This is a genomic window from Aeromonas sp. 160P, from assembly GCF_055193095.1.
In genome coordinates, this window is record NZ_JBUXKV010000001.1 from 3526577 (window position 1) to 3542713 (window position 16137).

The 16137-nt window shown below is 56.1% G+C and carries 17 protein-coding genes; 6 read left to right on the plus strand and 11 right to left on the minus strand.

Translation table 11 applies throughout. The features are described 5' to 3' along the window. Window positions 1–81 precede the first annotated feature (81 nt). The gene (gene trmJ, locus ACY8FN_RS16385; RefSeq protein ID WP_101316597.1) at window positions 82–804 is read right to left on the minus strand and encodes a tRNA (cytosine(32)/uridine(32)-2'-O)-methyltransferase TrmJ; all 723 of its coding nucleotides are present in this window, start codon (window positions 802–804) and stop codon (window positions 82–84) included. A gap of 186 nt (window positions 805–990) precedes the next feature. On the opposite strand from trmJ, the gene ACY8FN_RS16390 reads away from it, so the two are divergent. Next, complete coding sequence (locus ACY8FN_RS16390; protein WP_101316599.1) at window positions 991–1407, plus strand: hypothetical protein; 417 nt, start codon at window positions 991–993, stop codon at window positions 1405–1407. On the opposite strand, the gene ubiT is transcribed toward ACY8FN_RS16390, so the two are convergent. Next, window positions 1360–1893, minus strand: coding sequence for a ubiquinone anaerobic biosynthesis accessory factor UbiT (gene ubiT / locus ACY8FN_RS16395; protein WP_463100604.1), 534 nt, complete (start codon window positions 1891–1893; stop codon window positions 1360–1362). The two genes, ACY8FN_RS16390 and ubiT, sit on opposite strands and share 48 nt — an antisense overlap. A 189-nt stretch (window positions 1894–2082) precedes the next feature. Here ubiT and ubiU point away from each other — a divergent pair, with 189 nt between their 5' ends. Both ubiU and ACY8FN_RS16405 read left to right on the plus strand, forming a co-directional pair. Beyond that, the gene (ubiU, locus tag ACY8FN_RS16400) at window positions 2083–3078 is read left to right on the plus strand and encodes a ubiquinone anaerobic biosynthesis protein UbiU (RefSeq protein ID WP_303844846.1); all 996 of its coding nucleotides are present in this window, start codon (window positions 2083–2085) and stop codon (window positions 3076–3078) included. A 12-nt stretch (window positions 3079–3090) separates the two neighbouring features. After that, the gene (locus ACY8FN_RS16405; RefSeq protein WP_463100605.1) at window positions 3091–3963 is read left to right on the plus strand and encodes a U32 family peptidase; all 873 of its coding nucleotides are present in this window, start codon (window positions 3091–3093) and stop codon (window positions 3961–3963) included. Window positions 3964–4025: 62 nt separating this feature from the next. On the opposite strand, the gene nlpI is transcribed toward ACY8FN_RS16405, so the two are convergent. The 7 genes from nlpI to queA all read right to left on the minus strand — a co-directional run bounded on the left by nlpI (window position 4026) and on the right by queA (window position 11012). Further along, entirely contained in the window at window positions 4026–4970 is a 945-nt protein-coding gene (gene nlpI, locus ACY8FN_RS16410; protein WP_301335802.1) for a lipoprotein NlpI, read from the minus strand. A gap of 90 nt (window positions 4971–5060) precedes the next feature. Then, window positions 5061–5429 (minus strand): rhodanese-like domain-containing protein, encoded by a 369-nt coding sequence (locus ACY8FN_RS16415; RefSeq protein WP_438579198.1) that lies wholly within the window; start codon window positions 5427–5429, stop codon window positions 5061–5063. An 84-nt stretch (window positions 5430–5513) separates the two neighbouring features. Then, entirely contained in the window at window positions 5514–6461 is a 948-nt protein-coding gene (gene secF, locus ACY8FN_RS16420) for a protein translocase subunit SecF (protein WP_101325093.1), read from the minus strand. 10 nt (window positions 6462–6471) lie between these two features. Continuing rightward, the gene (gene secD / locus ACY8FN_RS16425) at window positions 6472–8325 is read right to left on the minus strand and encodes a protein translocase subunit SecD (protein WP_101316613.1); all 1854 of its coding nucleotides are present in this window, start codon (window positions 8323–8325) and stop codon (window positions 6472–6474) included. Window positions 8326–8343: 18 nt separating this feature from the next. Beyond that, complete coding sequence (yajC, locus tag ACY8FN_RS16430) at window positions 8344–8679, minus strand: preprotein translocase subunit YajC (RefSeq protein ID WP_042018994.1); 336 nt, start codon at window positions 8677–8679, stop codon at window positions 8344–8346. Window positions 8680–8734: 55 nt separating this feature from the next. Beyond that, entirely contained in the window at window positions 8735–9871 is a 1137-nt protein-coding gene (tgt, locus tag ACY8FN_RS16435; RefSeq protein WP_101316615.1) for a tRNA guanosine(34) transglycosylase Tgt, read from the minus strand. Between the two features lie 73 nt (window positions 9872–9944). Further along, a complete protein-coding gene (queA, locus tag ACY8FN_RS16440; protein ID WP_101316617.1) occupies window positions 9945–11012 on the minus strand; it encodes a tRNA preQ1(34) S-adenosylmethionine ribosyltransferase-isomerase QueA in 1068 nt (355 codons plus the stop codon). 212 nt (window positions 11013–11224) lie between these two features. Between queA and ACY8FN_RS16445 the strand changes: the two genes are divergently transcribed. From ACY8FN_RS16445 to ahpF, 3 genes are all read left to right on the plus strand, one after another. Then, window positions 11225–11671: a CBS domain-containing protein gene (locus ACY8FN_RS16445; RefSeq protein WP_101316619.1), complete on the plus strand. Its 447-nt coding sequence runs from the start codon at window positions 11225–11227 to the stop codon at window positions 11669–11671. 671 nt (window positions 11672–12342) lie between these two features. After that, the gene (gene ahpC, locus ACY8FN_RS16450) at window positions 12343–12909 is read left to right on the plus strand and encodes an alkyl hydroperoxide reductase subunit C (RefSeq protein WP_101316621.1); all 567 of its coding nucleotides are present in this window, start codon (window positions 12343–12345) and stop codon (window positions 12907–12909) included. A gap of 154 nt (window positions 12910–13063) precedes the next feature. Continuing rightward, window positions 13064–14644 carry an alkyl hydroperoxide reductase subunit F gene (gene ahpF, locus ACY8FN_RS16455; RefSeq protein WP_463100606.1) on the plus strand — a complete coding sequence of 527 codons (1581 nt, stop codon included), beginning with the start codon at window positions 13064–13066 and terminating at the stop codon, window positions 14642–14644. 136 nt (window positions 14645–14780) lie between these two features. Here the strand turns inward: ahpF and ACY8FN_RS16460 are convergent, their stop codons facing one another. Together ACY8FN_RS16460 and ACY8FN_RS16465 are read right to left on the minus strand one after the other, a co-directional pair. Beyond that, window positions 14781–15497 (minus strand): SIMPL domain-containing protein, encoded by a 717-nt coding sequence (locus tag ACY8FN_RS16460; RefSeq protein WP_463100607.1) that lies wholly within the window; start codon window positions 15495–15497, stop codon window positions 14781–14783. 55 nt (window positions 15498–15552) lie between these two features. Continuing rightward, window positions 15553–16113, minus strand: a complete 561-nt coding sequence (locus ACY8FN_RS16465) for a hypothetical protein (RefSeq protein ID WP_463100608.1) — start codon at window positions 16111–16113, stop codon at window positions 15553–15555. Window positions 16114–16137 lie beyond the last annotated feature (24 nt).

A 16137-nucleotide genomic window follows, 5' to 3' on the forward strand; every position in this document is an offset into this window, starting at 1 on the left:
TCTTGCGAAGCGATTTGATGTGGCACATGGTCACATACCCGACAAAAACAGTCAAGTATTATGGTTGAGTAAAACAGTTGGTTAATCCGGTGTTTTCACTTTCTGAACCGAGGTCAAAATGCCGCGCAAGATATTGAGTTCAGATGCTTCCGGCCGGGCACGATTGAACAGCCGGCGCAATTTGCTCATCACATGCCCCGGGTGATCATCGGCAATGAAACCTGTCTTTAGCAGTGTTTGTTCCAGATGCTGATAAAACCCTTCCAGTTGGGCAGCACTCGGATAGGCCATCTCCTCTTCTGGTTCGACTGCCTGCTCTTGCAGCCAGTGCACCCGTATTTCGTAACAGAGGGTCTGGACCGCCATGGCCAGATTGAGGGAGCTGTATTCCGGATTGGCCGGGATAGCCACATGGTAGTGACACTTTTGCAGCTCATCATTGGTGAGACCGGTACGTTCGCGACCAAATACCAGCGCGACCGGATGCGTCATCCCCTCAAGCACCAACTTCTCGCCCGCTTCACGGGGATCGAGCATCGGCCAGCTCAGGGTTCGGGAACGCGCACTGGTGCCAATGACCAGACCACAGTCAGCAATCGCTTCATCGAGCGTCGACACAATGCGCGCATTGGCCAGTACATCGCTGGCCCCTGCCGCCAGGGCGAAGGCATTGTCATCCGGCAAAGCTTGTGGATCAACCAGCACCATCTGAGTCAGCCCCATGGTCTTCATGGCCCGCGCCGCAGACCCCATGTTGCCGGGATGGGAAGTGTTTACCAAAATAATACGAATTTGATCCAGCATGCCCTGTCAATCTACAGTCAAAAATGGCGCGTAATAGTAACATAACCAATCGCTATTTTGGCACCGTAAAAGGTGCGCCATTTCAGAACAAAAGCGGCGATTTGTATAACAAACAAGCATGAGGCAATCGAGGTGGGACACTAAACTTGAAGGATACCTGTTCTATGAGATCGGAGAAATCAAGCCATGCTCCCTCCATTTATCTATGAGAGATTACCCAGCCTCTATCTGCTGGCAGCCGTTGCCCTGATTATGCTCAACGAGCAACGACTACTCTGGTTTGCTGGCGCCCTGCTATTTATCGTGGGCGCAGTGACCTGGATGATGCGTTCCAGCTATCGTCGTACCGATCTCATCATCTTTCCTGCAAAACGCTGGTTGCAACCCGAGTGGCTTTATGAAGCCCAACCCTTTGTGTTGCTTGCGCTGGGGCTGGTCATATCGCAACTGTCCGCCCCGATAGCGCTCGCAGCGTTTGTGCCCTGCTTGTGGGCATGCCGTTGCCTTTGGGCACGGCACCGTTATCGCCACCATGCCCATGTGGTAAGCAATCACTTAAAGCGGGAACCGGCTCGGCGCCGCATGCACCGGAGCCTGCGCTGACTCGGCGCGGGCGCGATCGATAAAGGTCGCCAAGTCCATCAGGGGATACTTCATCAGGCTCGGCAAGCCATCGAGATCCAGGCTATCCATCAGGTTTTTTACCTCCAGACCCAGCTCGGTATCCCCTTCAATCTTCAGCTTGCGCTGAAAAAACAGCGAATCCGGATCCTCTTTACGTCCGGCAATCAGGATCAGATCGTTGACCGTACCGCTGAAACAAACATCAGCCTTGGCACACTCACGGGCCACCACCAGTTGGCCACTCTGCTCGCTGATAAACCAGCACAGCTCCAGATCAGAAACTTCGACTTTCAGCCACTTGTCTGCCAGAAACTGGAAGTCGCCGTCTTCGATGGCCTCCTTGAATACCCGGGCCAACAGGCTCTCCATCAGCTGTTTTTGCAGATTGAAGGGGACCAGCTTGAGGGGATGGCGCAAGAAGCGCGGAGCCTGTTCGACCAGGCGATGTTGCAGTTGTTGAAACACAATAGACTCCCTTTTTTCGCATTCAAACACAGGGCCACTGCAAAGATCCTGTTGGAAATCAAACTTATGCAGGGTTACCTCAAGAAGGATAAAGCCACACAAAGCTGCCTCAGGTCAAAAAACCGGACGGCACTGATGCATACAATCAGGCCTTGTTTGCCCTTCATAATGCATTCTCGGAGCATACCAATGGAATTACTCTGTCCGGCAGGCAGTTTGCCGGCACTGAAAACCGCCGTGGATAACGGGGCCGATGCGGTTTACATCGGCTTCAAGGATGACACCAATGCCCGCCATTTTGCCGGTCTCAACTTTACCGACAGCAAACTGGAAAAGGCGGTGGATTATGTGCATCAACATGGTCGCAAACTGCATATTGCCATTAATACCTTCGCCCACCCGGGGGCCGATGCACGATGGAAACAGGCGGTTGATCGCGGGGTAGCTCTCGGCGCCGATGCGCTGATCATCGCCGATCTGGCGGTACTGGAATATGCCAGCAGCCACTATCCGGAGATGGAGCTCCATGTCTCGGTGCAAGCCAGTGCCACCAATGCCGCCGCCATTCGCTTCTATCAGCAGCAATTCAATGTCAAACGGGTGGTGCTGCCGCGGGTGCTCTCCATGCATCAGGTCAAACAGCTGGCCCGCGAAACCGATGTGGGCCTTGAGGTGTTCGCCTTTGGCAGCCTCTGCATCATGGCCGAGGGGCGCTGCTATCTCTCCTCCTACATGACTGGCGAGAGCCCCAACACCGTCGGCGCTTGCTCACCGGCCAAGTTCGTGCGCTGGGAAGAGACCCCGAGCGGCCTCGAGTCACGGCTCAACGAAGTGCTGATCGACCGCTATGGCCCCGGTGAAAACGCCGGCTATCCGACCCTGTGCAAGGGGCGCTTCGAGGTGGATGGCCAGACCTACCACGCACTGGAAGAGCCGACCAGCCTCAATACCCTTGGCCTGTTACCGGAGCTGTTCCAGACCGGGGTTCAGTCAGTCAAGATCGAAGGACGTCAGCGCAGCCCCGCCTATGTGGAGCAGGTGACCCGGGTCTGGCGCGCAGCCATTGATGCCTATCAGGAAAATCCCGCGGCTTATCAAGTCAAACCTGAGTGGGATGCCCAGCTCGCCCGCGTCTCCGAAGGTAGCCAAACCACCCTCGGTGCCTATCATCGTCAGTGGCAATAAGGAGCCCACAACATGCAATTCTCTCTCGGGCCTGTGCTCTTTTACTGGCCCAAAGCGGATACCGACGCTTTTTACCATGCCGCGGCCGACAGCCAGGCCGACATCATCTATTTGGGGGAGACCGTCTGCAGCAAGCGGCGCGAACTCAAAGTCGATGACTGGATTGCGCTGGCCCGTCAGGTAGCCAGCGCCGGCAAGCAGGTGGTGCTCTCTACCCTCGCCCTCATCTCCGCCCCCTCCGAACTCAAAGAGGTGAAGCGGCTGGTCGATAACGGCGATCTGATGGTCGAAGCCAACGATCTCGGTACGGTGCAACTTGCCTGGGAGGCGGGGATCCCGTTTGTCTGCGGCCCCGCCATCAACGCCTACAACGCCGATGTGCTGCGGATGCTGCTCAAACAGGGGATGAAACGCTGGGTCATGCCGGTGGAGCTCTCCCGCGACTGGCTGATCCAGCTCAATCAGGATTTGGGCCCACTGCGCGACCGGTTCGAGGTAGAGGTGTTTGCCTACGGCCATCTGCCGCTGGCCTACTCGGCGCGCTGCTTCACCGCCCGCTCCCTCGACAAACCAAAAGATAACTGTGAACTCGCCTGCATCCACTATCCGACCGGACGGCTGGCCAACAGCCGCGAAGGGCAGCGGGTGTTCAATCTCAACGGGATCCAGACCCAGTCCGGCTACTGCTACAACCTCGGGAACGAGCTCGCTGGCATGGAAGACGTGGTGGATGTGGTCAGGCTCTCGCCACAAGGGATGGAGACACTGGAGATGCTGGCCCGCTTCAAGGCCAACCAGCAGGGTAATCATCCCCTCGTTCTGCAGCAGGATCGCGATTGCAACGGCTACTGGCGCCAGATCCCCGGCATGACTCTGGTGGAATAATCCCGACGCACACCTAACAAAAAGGCCTCTGATTGAGGCCTTTTTTACAGCTGTTGTGTGGTTCAGGAGGGCTTATCGCTCTTGCTACGGGCACTCTGGGCACCCGGTGGCAAGGGTTTACGCGCCATCAGCTCCAGCTCCAGCAACGCATAGCGGTGCTCGATAAAGTCATAGACGTTGTTGGAAAGCGCCAACTTGAAGTAGCTGATGGCTTCCTTGCGGTTACCTTTGGCCAACTCGAACTTGCCCAGATAGAAGTAGGTTTCACACAAACGCTCGGCAAGCTCCCGGTTATCCTTCACCCCTTTCACTACGTTGCCCATCAGCTGGGAGGCATTGATCTCGCCGATATAGAGGCGCACCAGATCCCAGTTCCAGGCATCGTCATCGTATTTGTTAAGCCGTTCGCGCATCCGGCTCATGGCCGCAGGGGCATCGAGTTTTTGCTCGGCCAGATAGAGCCAAATCACCCGATAGGGATCTTCTGGCTGCGCTTCATAGAAGCGCTTCATGTCCGCGCTGGCAAGCTCGGGACGGTTACCATAATAGAGCGCTATACCACGATTGAGATAGGCATAGTCATAATCAGGTGCCAGCTCGAGGGCGGAGTCGAACGCCTCATAGGCTTCGTCATAATTTTGCTGCTGTACCAGATAAACGCCAATGAAGTTATAGGCTTCGGCAAAATCCGGCTTTTCACGCAGGGCACGGTTAAAGTCGAGCCGCGCGAGGGAACGAAGGCCAACCCGGTCAAATACCACGGCCCGCTCATAGAACAGCTCGGCCCGTTGTTCGGTGGTCAATTCCATTTCACCGAGCATCTGCCCGAGTCGCGCCAGCGCCAGCTCACTTTGGTAGGAGACCTGCAGGGGGGTCGCCAAAACCAGTGAAGCAGGCTGCTGCTTGGGAACCTTGGGGGTGTTAACTTGATTGCTACTGCTGCAACCCCACATGGGGAGCAACAACAGGATACCAAGGAGGTATCCAATCCCTTTCCTGACGTTCAATGAACACTCCGACGCTTACGCTTGACCCCGCATATGGTAAAGGTCCACCGCCACTTTGTCATGTAGCTGTGCCCCTCTGCCTCAAATAAATCAGGATTCGACAGGGTATCCGGCTTCCAGCCAACCCCGAAAACCGCCATCTACACTGACTACCCGGCGATAACCCATCTGTTGCAGATTATCCGCCGCCAGAATGGAGCGAAAACCACCACCACAATAGAGGTAGAGTTCGGTCTCGGGATCGGGGAAACGGGTCTCGATATCTCGCTCTATCACCCCACGCCCCAGATAGAGGGCGCTTGGCAAATGTCCCTTGGCCCACTCGCTCTCTTCTCTCACATCGATCAGATGAAAAGCGCGCCCTTCATCCTGCCAGCGCTTGATCTGGTGAACGTCAGTCTCGGTAACCCGGGAGCGGATCCCGTCAACCAGCGCCAAAAAACGAGGATTGTGTTGCATCATAAACTCCTGTTGCTTGAAACCTCTGCATCCGCAAGCGGCATACTGAGATAAGAAAAGAGCGCCTTACGGCGCCCTTCACTGTTACGGCAGGATTTCCTGTTGTTCCGCACCCTCTTTCTCTACCTGGGTTGGCAGCATGTGCTCGCGCTTGACGCCGAGGAACATGGCAAATGCACTCGCCACATAGATGGAAGAGTAAGTACCGAACGCCACACCGATCACCATGGCCACGGCAAAACCGTGGATCAGCGCACCGCCCTTGAGCAGCAACGCCAGCACCACGATGAAGGTGAGGCCAGAGGTGATGATGGTACGACTCAGGGTCTCGGTCATGGAGAGATCCAGAATGTAATCGGTATCCCCTTTACGCACCTTGCGGAAGTTCTCCCGCAGGCGGTCGAACACCACTATGGTATCGTTCAGGGAGTAACCCACCAGGGTCATCAGCGCCGCCAGTACGGTCAGGTCGAACTCGTACTGGAAGTAAGCGAACACGCCCAGGGTGATCACCACGTCGTGCACCAGGGAGAGAATCCCCCCAAGCGCCAGACGCCATTCGAAACGCACCGCCACATAGGCCAAGATACAGAGGATGGAGGCCAGCATCGCCAGCGCACCGTCTGTTGCCAGTTCATCACCCACGGAAGGGCCGACGAACTCGACGCGTTTGAGCACAGCGCTCTCGTCGAGTAGCTTGGCGGCCGCCAGCACTTCGTTACCTTGTTGCTCTACCTTGACCCCCTCTTTCGGGGTCAGGCGGAACAGCACGTCACGGCTGGAGCCAAAGTGTTGCAGGGTTGCCCCTTCAATCTTCTGCTCTTCCAATGCGTCGTGGATCTTGTCCAGGCTCACCGACTGCTGGAACCCCACCTCGATGGTAGTACCACCGGTAAAGTCCAGACCCCAGTTCAGACCCCGATCAAACAGGAAGAACAGGGCAATCACCATCAGCACGGAAGAGAAAACCACACCCGGCTTGGCATAGCGCATAAACGGGATCGGTTTTTCAAAATGTAGAATCTGAAACATTTCTCTATCCTCAGATGGGCAGCTTGTCGATGCGCCGTCCACCCCAAGCCAGGTTGATAATGGCACGGGAAACTGTGATGGCAGTAAACATGGAGGCGGTCAGACCAATGCCCAGCGTCAGGGCAAAGCCCTTGATGGCGCCAGTACCGATACCGAACAGGATCACGCAAGTAATCAGCGAGGTAACGTTCGAGTCGGCGATGGTGGAGAATGCCCGATCAAAGCCCAGATGGATGGCTTGCTGAACACCACGACCGTTGCGGATCTCTTCACGAATACGCTCGTAGATCAGCACGTTGGCATCCACCGCCATACCGAGCGTCAACACGATACCGGCGATACCCGGCAGTGTCATGGTGGCACCCGGGATCATCGACATGATGCCGACAATCAACACCAGGTTCATACAGAGCGCCAGGTTGGCGACCCAGCCGAACGCACGGTAGTAGATCCCCATGAACAGCACGATCACCAGCATGGCCCAGCCGATGGCTTCCATACCGCTGTCGATGTTCTGTTGACCCAAGCTCGGGCCAATGGTGCGCTCTTCGACGATCTGGATCGGGGCGATCAGGGCACCGGCACGCAACAGCAGCGCCAGGTTGTGGGCTTCGTTGGCGTTGTCGATCCCGGTGATACGGAACTGGCTGCCAAGGCGCGACTGGATGGTGGCGACGTTGATCACCTCCTCCTGCTTGCGGAACTTGCGCTTGCCATCCGGACCAGGCTGACCCACCGGCTTGTACTCGATGAACACGGTCGCCATCCCTTTACCGACGTTGTCCTTGGTAAAGTTGGCCATCTTGTTGCCACCCTGGCCATCAAGCTTGATGTTGACCTGGGGACGGCTGTACTCGTCAAAACCGGACTGGGCACCGACGATATGGTCACCGGTCAGGATCACCCGCTTTTGCAGCACCACAGGACGACCGTTGCGATCGTTATAGACCTTGGAGCTTGGCGGCACACGACCATCAGCAGCAGCCTGGATATCTGCCGTTTCATCGACCATGTGGAATTCCAGGGTCGCGGTTGCACCCAGGATCTCCTTGGCGCGGGCGGTATCCTGAATACCGGGCAGTTCAACCACAATGCGCTCGGCGCCTTGCTGTTGTACCAGCGGCTCGGCCACACCCAGTTCGTTGACCCGGTTACGGATGATGGTGATGTTCTGCTCGAGAGCGTACTTCTTCACTTCCTTGATCTTGGCTTCGCTCAGACCAGCCAGCAGGACAAATTCATCCCCTTTCTGCTCGGTGGTGAAGGTCAAATCAGGGTTCTGACGACGCAGATGAGAAGCCGCACGTTCCTGATCGGCTTCATCACGGAAGATCACCTGCACCTGATCACCGGTCCGGCGCACGCCGGAGTAACGGATCTTCTGGGTGCGCAGTTCGGTACGAAAATCCTGCACCATCTGCTCTTGCTGCTTGGTCAGTGCTTCGGCCATGTCCACTTCCATCAGGAAGTGCACACCACCACGCAGGTCCAGGCCAAGCTTGAGCGGCGCAGCACCGATAGCTTCAAGCCAGGCGGGGGTAGAAGGAGCCAGGTTGAGTGCAGTAATGAAGTTATCGCCCAGCTTGTTGGCAACAACGTCACGGCCCTTGAGCTGGTCTTCAGTATTTTTGAAACGGATCAGGATGAAGCCGTGCTCAAATGCAGCATGTTTAACCGGGATATTGGCCGCTTCAAGCGTCTCTTTCACCAGGTCAAGGGTCTCTAGCTTGACTTCGGCACCACGGCTGGCAGATACCTGCAAGGCCGGGTCTTCGCCGTAAAGATTGGGGGCTGCATATAGAAAACCGATGGCGATCACCAGGACCACCATCAGGTATTTCCACAGCGGATAGCGATTCAACACGCTGTGCTCCTTGGGAGATTAAAGGGACTGGATAGAACCCTTGGGCAGAACGGCAGAGACGAAGTCCTTTTTGATGGTGACTTGAGTCTGGTCGTTCAGGGCGATCACCAGGTAATCGCTGTCTGCAGCCACTTTGGCAATCTTGCCAACCAGGCCACCGGAGGTGAGCACTTCATCCCCCTTGGACAAGGAGCTCATCAGATTGCGGTGATCTTTGGCACGCTTGGCCTGGGGACGATAGATCATGAAGTAGAAGATCAGGCCAAACACGGCCAGCATGATGATCATTTCCATACCACCACCCTGTGCACCCGGAACTGCGCCTTCTGCATATGCCTTGGAGATAATGCTCATTTAACAACCTCTTGTTGATGTAGATATACAAAGATAACGAGCTGATACGCTGTTGTTATTTCACGTCATTTTCAGCTAACGGAGGCACAGGCTTCCCTTGCCGACGGTAAAACTCAGTTACAAAGTCGTCTAATTTACCCTGCTCGATCGCGTCCCGCAAACCTTGCATCACTCGCTGGTAATAACGCAGGTTGTGAATGGTGTTCAGACGGGCACCGAGGATCTCGTTGCACTTGTCCAGATGATACAGGTAGCTACGAGTGTAATTTTTGCAGGTGTAGCAATCGCAATCCGCATCCAGGGTGCTGGTGTCGGTGCGATACTTGGCGTTACGGATCTTGACCACCCCATCGGTGGTGAACAGATGACCGTTACGGGCATTGCGAGTCGGCATCACGCAGTCGAACATATCGACCCCACGGCGCACCCCTTCCACCAGATCTTCCGGCTTGCCTACTCCCATCAGGTAACGGGGCTTGTCGGCCGGAATTTTCGGGCAAACGTGCTCGAGGATGCGGTGCATATCCTCTTTGGGCTCACCCACTGCCAAGCCGCCGACCGCATAGCCGTCGAAACCGATCTCCAGCAGGCCATTGAGGGAGACATCCCGCAGCTCTTCATAGACCGAGCCCTGGATGATGCCGAACAGGGCATTTTTATTGCCCAGCGCATCGAACTTGTCGCGGGAGCGCTTGCCCCAGCGCAGGGACATCTCCATCGACTTGCGCGCTTCTTCGTAAGTGGCCGGATAGGGGGTGCACTCGTCGAAGATCATCACGATGTCGGAGCCCAGATCGTACTGGATTTCCATCGACTTTTCGGGATCGAGGAAGATCTTCTCGCCATTGATGGGATGACGGAAATGCACACCCGCCTCGGTGATCTTGCGAATGTGACCCAAGCTGAACACCTGGAAGCCACCAGAATCGGTCAGGATCGGGCCCTGCCAGTTCATGAAGTCATGCAGATCGCCGTGGGCGCGCATCACTTCCTGACCCGGGCGCAGCCAGAGGTGGAAGGTGTTGCCAAGCAGGATCTGAGCGCCAGTTTCACGCACTTCTTCCGGAGTCATCCCCTTGACGGTGCCGTAAGTACCGACCGGCATGAAGGCCGGGGTCTGTACAGTGCCGCGCTCGAACACCAGTTGGCCGCGACGGGCACGGCCATCGGTGGTTTTCAGTTCAAATTTCATTGCTACCTCGGCTGCGTCAGATAAACAGTCTGACAATGAAGGGCCGAACTTGGCCCGGTAAATAAGCTGAAGCTTATGCCTCAACCTGGCGACGGGTAACGAACATGGCGTCCCCGTAGCTGAAGAAACGGTACTGCCCGGCCACTGCGGCCTGATAAGCGGCCATCACGTTGTCATAACCGGCAAAGGCGCTGACCAACATGATCAGGGTCGACTCCGGCAGATGGAAGTTGGTGACCATTGCATCAACTATCTGGAACTGGTAACCCGGGAAGATAAAGATGTCGGTGTCACTAAAGAATGGCGCCAGCGGTTTGCCCTGAGCCAGGGTTACCTTGGCAGCACTCTCAAGGGAGCGCACCGAAGTGGTACCCACCGCAATCACCCGGCCACCGCGGGCACGGGTCGCAGCGATGGCATCCACCACCTCTTGCGGCACTTCGGCATATTCCGAATGCATGTGGTGATCTTCAATCTTGTCCACTCGCACCGGCTGAAAGGTCCCCGCCCCTACATGCAGGGTCACGAAGGCAGTTTCAACCCCTTTGGCACGAATTTTCTCAAGCAGCGCCTGATCAAAGTGGAGGCCAGCGGTCGGTGCCGCCACCGCACCCGGCTTTTGGTTATACACCGTCTGGTAGCGCTCCTTGTCGGCATCCTCGTCGGGACGGTCGATATAAGGCGGCAGCGGCATGTGGCCAATCGCTTCCAGGATCTCCAGCACCGGGCGGGGATCGAGGAAGTGGATCTCGAACAGCGCGTCGTGACGGGCCCGCATCTCGGCCTCGACACTCTTGCCGTCCTGACCCGCATCCATGATCAAACGGGTGCCCGGCTTGGGCGCCTTGGAGGCACGGACATGGGCCAGCACGCTGTGCTCGTCCAGAATGCGCTCAACCAGCACCTCCAGCTTGCCGCCGCTGGCCTTCTGGCCAAACATGCGCGCCGGAATGACACGGGTGTTGTTGAATACCAGCAGGTCGCCCGGATTGAGCTGATCCAGCACATCGACAAATTGACCATGGCGCAGGGCGCCGGTTTGACCATCGAGCTGCAACAAGCGGCTGGCGGTGCGCTCTGCCATCGGATAGCGGGCAATCAGCTCGTTGGGCAGATCAAAATGAAAATCGGATACTTGCATCTTTCACCTCGAAGGGAATCGGCGGCTAGTCTAGTTATCCCCATCTTCCAAGGCAACCCAAAAGACCAAAAACCCAAGAGAGACAAGGGATAGCGAGCAATATTGCTACACCCATCCGGTTAATGATTCTTTAATGATCTGTATTGACCCTGATCATGTTTTGCCAGAGAGGGGTGGGCTAGGGTGAAGGGAGATACACAAGGAGGCTCACCATGATGACCTTATCCGAAATCATGACCGAACATCCCTTCACCCTGGGTCCGGAAAACAGTGTCAAACAGGCGATGGAGCTGATGCAGCAGGAGCGGATCCGCCACATTCCCATCGTCGACGAGCAGCACCACCTGTTGGGGTTGGTGACCCTCACCGATATCCTGGCTACCCGGGAATCCAAACTGCTACTCATCAGCCCGGAGCGGGAAGCCGAATTTACCGACAGCGTGCAACTTGACGAGATCATGACACGGCAAGTGGCAAGCGTAGATCCCCACGCCGGCATCAAAGAGGCGGCACTCTACCTGCAGCGCCACAGATATGGCTGCCTGCCGGTGCTCAAAGGACGCAAACTGATCGGCATCGTCACCGAGTCTGATTTCATTGCAGTTGCCATCAACCTGCTGGAGTTGATGGAAGAGCAGGAGCCACCCACCGATTTCTGACAGAATGGATGTAATAAAATTACAATAAAAGCGTTTTCAGCATGCCTAATCAGCAAAAATGCTGAAAGTCTTTCATTTTGATTGAAAAATTACACCACATGGTTGCTTTGTGATCTTCGTCACACTATTATCAGCTCATGCAATAGTTGCCGAGAGGGAGACGAGGGATTGTGCACCCACACTCTTCCTTTCATATGTCTGCAAGTTTGCACACCCCGTAGTTAGTCTTTGCTGTAAAGCATTTGTTTATATCGCCATTCCTTGTTTGATGACCCGGCCCTATCATCGCGATAGCGCCGGGATTTTTTTATCCGCGCTTTTCGGCTTCCCCCATGCCAACGCATCCCCCCTCGCCGCGACCAGCGGCCTCAACCTCCTGCGCAATAGGCTTGCTCCCTCATCACGGCCGCACACGGCTTGCGCTGCCTTGAAAAAGCGATGTACCGCACAGATATTGAACCACGACAAGGAGTTATCTCTGTACGCCAGAGATATTCATGTTAGGTACAGCCAGTGTGGGTTATCTAATAAGTAGATTTAAGCGATTCAAAATTGCGGCTTTTATCGATTAGCAAAAGCCCCTATGATGAATCCATCGAAAGTTAAACGCCTCGTCTGGCCAACCTTTGCAACACCAGACCGGCATATGTACATCACCAAGGAGCTAATAGATGTCTACCTATATCAACACTGAAATCAAGCCGTTCAACGCTACCGCTTATCACAATGGCAAATTCGTTCAGGTGTCTGACGCTGACCTGAAAGGCAAGTGGTCAGTGCTGTTCTTCTACCCGGCTGACTTCACCTTCGTTTGCCCGACCGAACTGGGCGATCTGGCTGACAACTACGCTGAATTCCAAAAGATGGGCGTTGAGATCTACTCTGTCTCTACCGACACCCACTTCACTCACAAAGCGTGGCACGACACTTCTGACACCATCAGCAAGCTGCAGTACCCGATGATTGGTGACCCGACTGGTGCCATTACCCGCAACTTCGGCGTAATGATCGAAGAAGCTGGTCTGGCTGACCGCGGCACCTTCGTCATCGACCCACAGGGCATCATCCAGATCGTTGAGATCAACGCGGGCGGTATCGGCCGTGACGCACTGGAACTGCTGCGCAAAGTCAAAGCAGCCCAGTACGTGGCATCCCACCCGGGTGAAGTGTGCCCGGCTAAATGGAAAGAAGGCGAAGCCACTCTGGCCCCGTCCCTGGATCTGGTAGGCAAGATCTAAGCCTCCCGCTTCCAAGACCGGCCCGCACAAGGGCCGGTTTTGTTTCCGGCCCTCAGAAAACGCGCGGTCTGCTTTCCGGCCTGCGTTAAATGTGCCGGTCAGCTTTCCGGCTCAAATATCACGCCGACCCGCAATCACAAGAAGGAATTCGAAGATGTTGGATACCAACCTCAAACAACAGCTGAACACCTATCTGCAGTACATCGTCAATCCCATCGAGATCAGCGTGTCCGGCAATGACAGCGACAAATCTGCAGAGCTGCTGGCACTGGCCAGCGAGATCAGCGAGATGTCACCCAAAATTTCCATGACCGATGGCACTGCCGCGCGCAAGCCTTCCATGAGTGTCGCAGCACAGGGCCAAGCCCCGCGCGTTCACTTTGCCGGCATTCCCATGGGTCATGAATTTACCTCTCTGGTGCTCGCCCTGCTGCAAAGCGGCGGCCACCCCTCCAAGGCCGATGCGGCCGTGCAGGAGCAGATCCGCAATCTCAAGGGCGAGTTCCATTTCGAGACTTATATCTCCCTCTCCTGCCACAACTGCCCGGACGTGGTGCAGGCGCTGAACCTGATGGCGACCCTGAACCCCGGCATCACTCACACCATGATCGATGGCGCCCTGTTCCAGGAAGAAGTCGCCGAACGTCAAATCATGGCAGTACCGAACGTTTATCTGAATGGCCAACCGTTCAGCCAGGGCCGTATTTCACTGGAAGAGATCGTTGCCAAGCTCGATACCGGTGCCAGTGAGCGCAAAGCGGCTGAACTCAATGAAAAAGCGCCCTACGACGTGTTGGTGGTGGGCGGTGGCCCGGCTGGCGCCGCAGCCGCCATCTATGCCGCTCGTAAAGGCATTCGCACCGCCATCGTCGCCGAGCGTTTCGGTGGCCAGGTGATGGACACCGTCGGCATCGAGAACTTTATCTCCGTGACCTATACCGAAGGCCCCAAGCTGGCCGCCAGCCTGGAGCAGCACGTCAAGCAGTACGGTGTGGAAGTGATCACCGAACAGCGGGCCGCCGCCATCAGCAAAGATGGTTATGTGAACGTGGATCTCGCCTCCGGTGCCACCTTGAAGAGCCGCGCCGTGATCCTGGCGACCGGTGCCCGCTGGCGCGATCTGAACGTACCGGGCGAAGTCGAGTACCGCACCAAGGGCGTGGCCTATTGCCCGCACTGCGATGGCCCCTTCTTCAAGGGCAAGCGAGTGGCGGTGATCGGGGGCGGTAACTCCGGCATCGAGGCTGCCATCGATCTGGCTGGCATCGTCGAGCATGTGACCGTAGTGGAGTTTGCCGATACCCTGCGTGCCGACGAGGTACTGCAGAAGAAGGCCCGCTCCATGGGCAATATCGACATCATCATGAGCGCTCGCACTACCGAAGTGATCGGTGATGGCAGCAAGGTGGTCGGTATGGATTACGAAGATCGCACCACCGGTGAAATCAAGCACCTGACAGTGGCAGGCATCTTCGTCCAGATCGGACTGGTGCCGAACACCGAGTTCCTGAAAGGGGGCGAGATTGCCCTGACCCGCTTTGGCGAAATTGAGATCGATGCCAAGGGCGCGACCTCCCTGCCAGGTGTCTACGCTGCCGGTGACGCCACCACGGTACCGTTCAAGCAGATCATTATCTCCATGGGTGCCGGCGCCACCGCCGCACTGGGTGCGTTTGATTACCTGATCCGTAATCCGGCACCGGAAGCGACCAAGGCTGAGGCCGTGACCGCCTGATCGACCCCGCTTAACAAAAAGCCGACTCCCGATGAAATAAACACGAGAGTCGGCTTTTTTACATCTGCATCGATGCGACATAAAAACCCCGCTGCAAACGGCGGGGTTATTCATGACAGGGCTTCAACGACTGGCATCACTCCAGTAAGAAAACAGCCTCGATATTATCGCTTACCGTGATCTGCTGTTGTTGATAGCTGTTATCCGCCATATCTGGCGCGGGGGCAGCCATCCCCATGGCCTGCACCACCTTCAAGTTGCGGCTGTAAGCTGTGATGGGCGAGGAGTTGCGATACTCCACACTGTATAGCTTGCCCAACTTCATATCGAATGCCTTGGCCAATGACTCCGCCTTGGTTTTGGCATCGTTCACTGCGCTCAACCGCGCCTGCTCCTTGATGACTTGAGGCGATTTCAAGCCGTATTCAATCTGGGATACAGACTCCAGCCCGGCTTTGAGGGCGGTATCCATCAAGGGGCTCAATTTATCCAGTTGATAGAGTTTGACCGCCAATTGCCGCTGGGCACGGTATCCCAGCAATACCGGCTTCTTGTTCTCGCCATACTGATATTCCGGAGAGACCATCAGGTTACCGGCCTCAACATCGCTGCGCGTGATCCCCAGCCCTTCCAGCTGGCTAAAAAAGGCTGCGACCTTGGTATCGACCTGCTGCTTGGCCTTGAGGCCCTGCTTATCCAGTGCACTCACCGCGACATTGAGGGTAAGCATATCGGGTTCGGTCTTCTGCTCGGCATAACCGCTCACCACCAGATGGGGCGCTTGCGGCACTTCAATCGCCAGCAGCGGAGCACTGACAACCAGAGCGGAAAGAGTAAGAAGGGGACGCCACATAGAAAAAACCTCAATCGGAAAGATTGAGGTCATTATGCCCGTGCAGCTACAGGATTCATATATCGTGCAAAGGCGGGATCTGATCCAGTATCTGATTGGTCAGATCGAGGCTGATGGTAACCATGTTGCCGGGCTCCTGGCTCTGGTTTGCCATATCCAGCGCAGGTGCCGCGCCACAGACCAACACCTCATCATCGAAATGGAACGAGTCCCACGACAAAACGTGTCCTTGCACCGCCTGTCCAATATCGGTGCCACCACTCTCCTCCTCTAGCGCAGACCAAGCGATGGTATCAGACGGCCCCAGCAAATCTTGCAACAACGGGGAGTGCAAACTGGCCAGCGGATACTCCTGCTGCCCCTGATCATGGCCAACCAGAATCATGCTATGGGCAGACTCGGTATCCATGACAGGCACATAGGTGATAGAGGCCACAGCAAAGTCAACATAGAGCGCCCCCGCTACATCGCCAGCCTCATTCTCTATCTCCATCCCATCCAGCCGATCACCCGCGATCGAGGCCTGATAGCCAAACTGGCCGGCACAGGTAATATTCCCCTGCCCATCCCAGCTATAACGGATGCCATCAATGTCGACCCAGTTGAATGACTGCATGATTACCCCTCTTGTCTACTGCCT